The following is a 3,259-nucleotide window of genomic DNA, read 5'->3' on the forward strand; positions in this document are numbered from 1 at the left end:
CCTGAAATCTCCCAGAAATATATTTTCTACACCACTTTCCAACGCCTGAAAACAATTATGTAGTTTTGGCAACATCCCGTCACTAATTACTTTTTCTTCCAGTAATTCCTGATATTTTTCCCTGTCGATTTTTTTAATTACCGAGTCATCATTTTCCGCATCGGCCAGGACGCCTTTCTTCTCAAAACAGAAATAAAGTTCTGTTATATAAATTGAACTCATCGCTTTGGCAATTTCTGCAGCAACAGAATCGCCATTAGTATTTAAAAGTAATCCTTCTGTGGTACAGGAAATTGCCGAAAAAACGGGGGTGATATTTTGTTCTAAAAGTGAAGTTATAAATTCTGAATTAACCTTCTCCACATCTCCTACAAAACCAAAATCGACTTCCTTCACCGGGCGTTTCTTGGAAACGATACTCATACCGTCTGCACCACTTAAACCTATGGCGTTGTTTTGAAGTGCCTGAAGTTTGGCCACAATATTTTTATTTATGAAACCTCCATAAACCATAGTGATCACCTTAATTGAATCGGCATCGGTGATTCTTCGTCCTTCGAACATTTGGGTTTTATAACCGAGCTTTCCTGCAATTTCGGTAGCGAGGTTTCCTCCACCGTGAACCAGGATTTTGGGACCATCTAAAGCAACAAAATCGTCCAAGAATGCTGAAAACTTAGTTTCATTTTCAATAAGCTTCCCTCCTATTTTTATAACTTTTAAAACTTCGTTTTTCATAATTCCTTAATTCCGTCAATTCAAGTTAGATCAAACTACGCAATGGTTAAGCATTTTTACCTAATTCGGTTTGCTTTACCTTCTCTTCTAAAATCCTTTTTAAAACAGCTTGTGCGGCAAAAGTTCTATTTCCCGCCTGTTGAATCACTACCGAGTTTTCTGAATCAAGAACCTCATCAGCAATCACCATATTTCTTCTTACCGGCAAACAATGCATCACTTTTGCATTATTGGTTTGCATTAATTTTTCTGCTGAAAAAGTCCAGGTTTTATCCTCGCTTAATTTTTGCCCATATGCTTCATAACTGCTCCAATTTTTCACATACACAAAATCGGCCTCTTTTAAAGCTTCGTCCTGGTTGTGAATTACAGGAATGTTTTTAGTGATTTCAGGATTCAAATCATAGCCTTCAGGATTGGTGATCACAAAATCAACATCCAGAACTTGCATAATTTCAGCAAAAGAATTGGGTACACTTTGCGGTAATGCTTTTGGATGTGGCGCCCAACTAAGCACAACTTTTGGCTTATCTTTTTTATTTAATTCTGAAATTGTAATCGCATCGGTAAGTGCCTGTAATGGATGACCGGTAGCACTTTCCAGATTTACAACAGGTACAGAAGCATATTTTTTAAAACTATTCAATACTGTTTCAGCTTCATCTTTTTCTTTATCCTGTAGATCAGGAAATGCTCGTACCGCGATGATATCGCAATACTGTGACAAAACCGCAGCAGCTTCTTTGATATGTTCAGCTTTATTTGAGTTCATAACCGCGCCGTCTTCAAATTCCAGTTTCCAGCTATCACTTCCGGCATTCATTACCATCACTTCCATTCCCAATAATTTTGCCGCTTTTTCAGTACTTAAACGCGTACGTAAACTGGGATTAAAAAATAGCATTCCAAGGGTTTTTCCTTTACCGATTTCCAAAGTAGGAGTGCCTCTCTTTAGTTCCAGCGCTTCAGTAATTAATTGCTGTAAATCTTCTATATCTGATAATTCTGTGTAATTCTTCATTTTATTTTCTTCTTTTAAAGCGATCTAAAAGTTTTCAATCTCGTCAAGCTGTCCCGGGCAGCTTGACGATTTTTTTAGAAAGCGCTTCTTGTGCTTTTTCAGTCTAAAACAATCTTCAAAGCTTTAAATAACTCATCAAAATGTTCTTTTTTAATATTTAAGGGTGGTAAGATCCGTAGTAGTTTTTTATTTGCAGAAGCACCGGTGAAAATTTGATGTTTAAACAAAAGCTCTTTTCTAATTTGTGCGATCTCAAAATCGAATTCCAGGCCAATCATTAACCCCCGGCCTTTGATTTTTTTAATCTGGGGAATTTCAGCCGCTTTTTCTTTTACATATTCAAATAATTCAGCCGCATTCTTCAATAAATTTTCTTTCTCAATAACTTCCAAAACCGATATTCCTGCGGCACAGGCTAGATGGTTTCCACCAAAAGTGGTTCCCAACATTCCCGATTTTGCTTCAATAGTATTATCTATCAAAACACCACCAATTGGGAAACCGTTCCCCATCCCTTTGGCAATAGAAATAATATCAGGACGAATATTATGTTTTTGAAAGGCGAAAAAATCCCCTGTTCTGCCGTAACCTGATTGTACCTCGTCTGCAATCAAAACTGAATTATATTCTTTACATAATTCAGCTGTTTTTTGATAAAATTCTGAAGAAGCCTCGTCCAGACCACCAACACCCTGGATCACTTCAAAAATAACCGCGGCAACATCGCCTTTTTTTAATTCAGCTTCTACAGCTTCAGAATCTTCAAAAGCTATTTTCGTAGCCTTATGATTTTGATTAAACGGAGCTTTAATATTTTCATTATCAGTAACTGCCACTACTCCGGAAGTTCTACCGTGAAAAGCATTTTCGAAATATATAATTCTGTCTTTTCCGGTGTGAAAAGAAGCAACTTTTAAAGCATTTTCATTTGCCTCAGCTCCCGAATTACACAAAAACAGGTTATAATCTTTTACGCCAGAAATTTTTTCCAGATTATCTGCAAGTTGCTCTTGTAATGGATTTTTAACCGAATTGGAATAAAAACCCAGTTTGCTTACTTGTTTGGAAATTGCATTTACATAAGCGGGGTGAGAATGGCCAATAGAAATTACTGCGTGACCACCATAAAGATCTAAATATTTATTTCCGTCTTTATCTAAAACATAGGTGCCCTCGCCTTTCACCGGCGTGATATCGTAAAGTGGATACACATCAAATAAGTCCATAGTTATTCGGTTGTAATTGTGTTTATTTTTTTAAATGAAGACTGGATTCCTTTTATTAAAGAAGAACTAAGACCGTTATGCTCCATTTCGTTTAGTCCTTCAATGGTACAACCACGGGGTGTGGTCACCTTATCAATTTCTTCTTCGGGGTGTTTACCAGACTCTATAAGCAAGCTGGAAGCTCCCAAACAGGTTTGCATAGCCAGTTGCTGTGCATCCTTAGCATCAAAACCAAGTTGTACCGCTCCCTGGGTGGTAGCGCGTATAAGCCGCA

The 3,259-nt window shown here is 37.4% G+C and carries 4 protein-coding genes; all 4 read right to left on the reverse strand.

Features of this window, described 5'->3' with window-relative positions:
• The coding region (gene argB / locus AACZ30_RS13505) for an acetylglutamate kinase (protein WP_339650010.1) at positions 1–738 on the reverse strand (738 nt) is incomplete at its 3' end.
• 46 nt (positions 739–784) lie between these two features.
• Positions 785–1,759 (reverse strand): N-acetylornithine carbamoyltransferase, encoded by a 975-nt coding sequence (locus tag AACZ30_RS13510; protein WP_339649919.1) that lies wholly within the window; start codon positions 1,757–1,759, stop codon positions 785–787.
• A gap of 98 nt (positions 1,760–1,857) precedes the next feature.
• The gene (locus AACZ30_RS13515) at positions 1,858–2,985 is read right to left on the reverse strand and encodes an aminotransferase class III-fold pyridoxal phosphate-dependent enzyme (RefSeq protein ID WP_075326425.1); all 1,128 of its coding nucleotides are present in this window, start codon (positions 2,983–2,985) and stop codon (positions 1,858–1,860) included.
• A 2-nt stretch (positions 2,986–2,987) separates the two neighbouring features.
• A partial coding sequence (locus AACZ30_RS13520; protein WP_339650013.1) for a pyrroline-5-carboxylate reductase dimerization domain-containing protein occupies positions 2,988–3,259 on the reverse strand: 272 nt, incomplete at its 5' end.

This window comes from uncultured Salegentibacter sp., assembly GCF_963972535.1.
Taxonomy (GTDB): domain Bacteria; phylum Bacteroidota; class Bacteroidia; order Flavobacteriales; family Flavobacteriaceae; genus Salegentibacter.

Excerpts from the sequence above, each read along its gene's own strand:
- AACZ30_RS13510 (WP_339649919.1), bottom strand. The coding sequence starts at position 1,759 with ATGAAGAATTACACAGAATTATCAGATATAGAAGATTTACAGCAATTA.
- AACZ30_RS13515 (WP_075326425.1), bottom strand. The coding sequence starts at position 2,985 with ATGGACTTATTTGATGTGTATCCACTTTACGATATCACGCCGGTGAAA.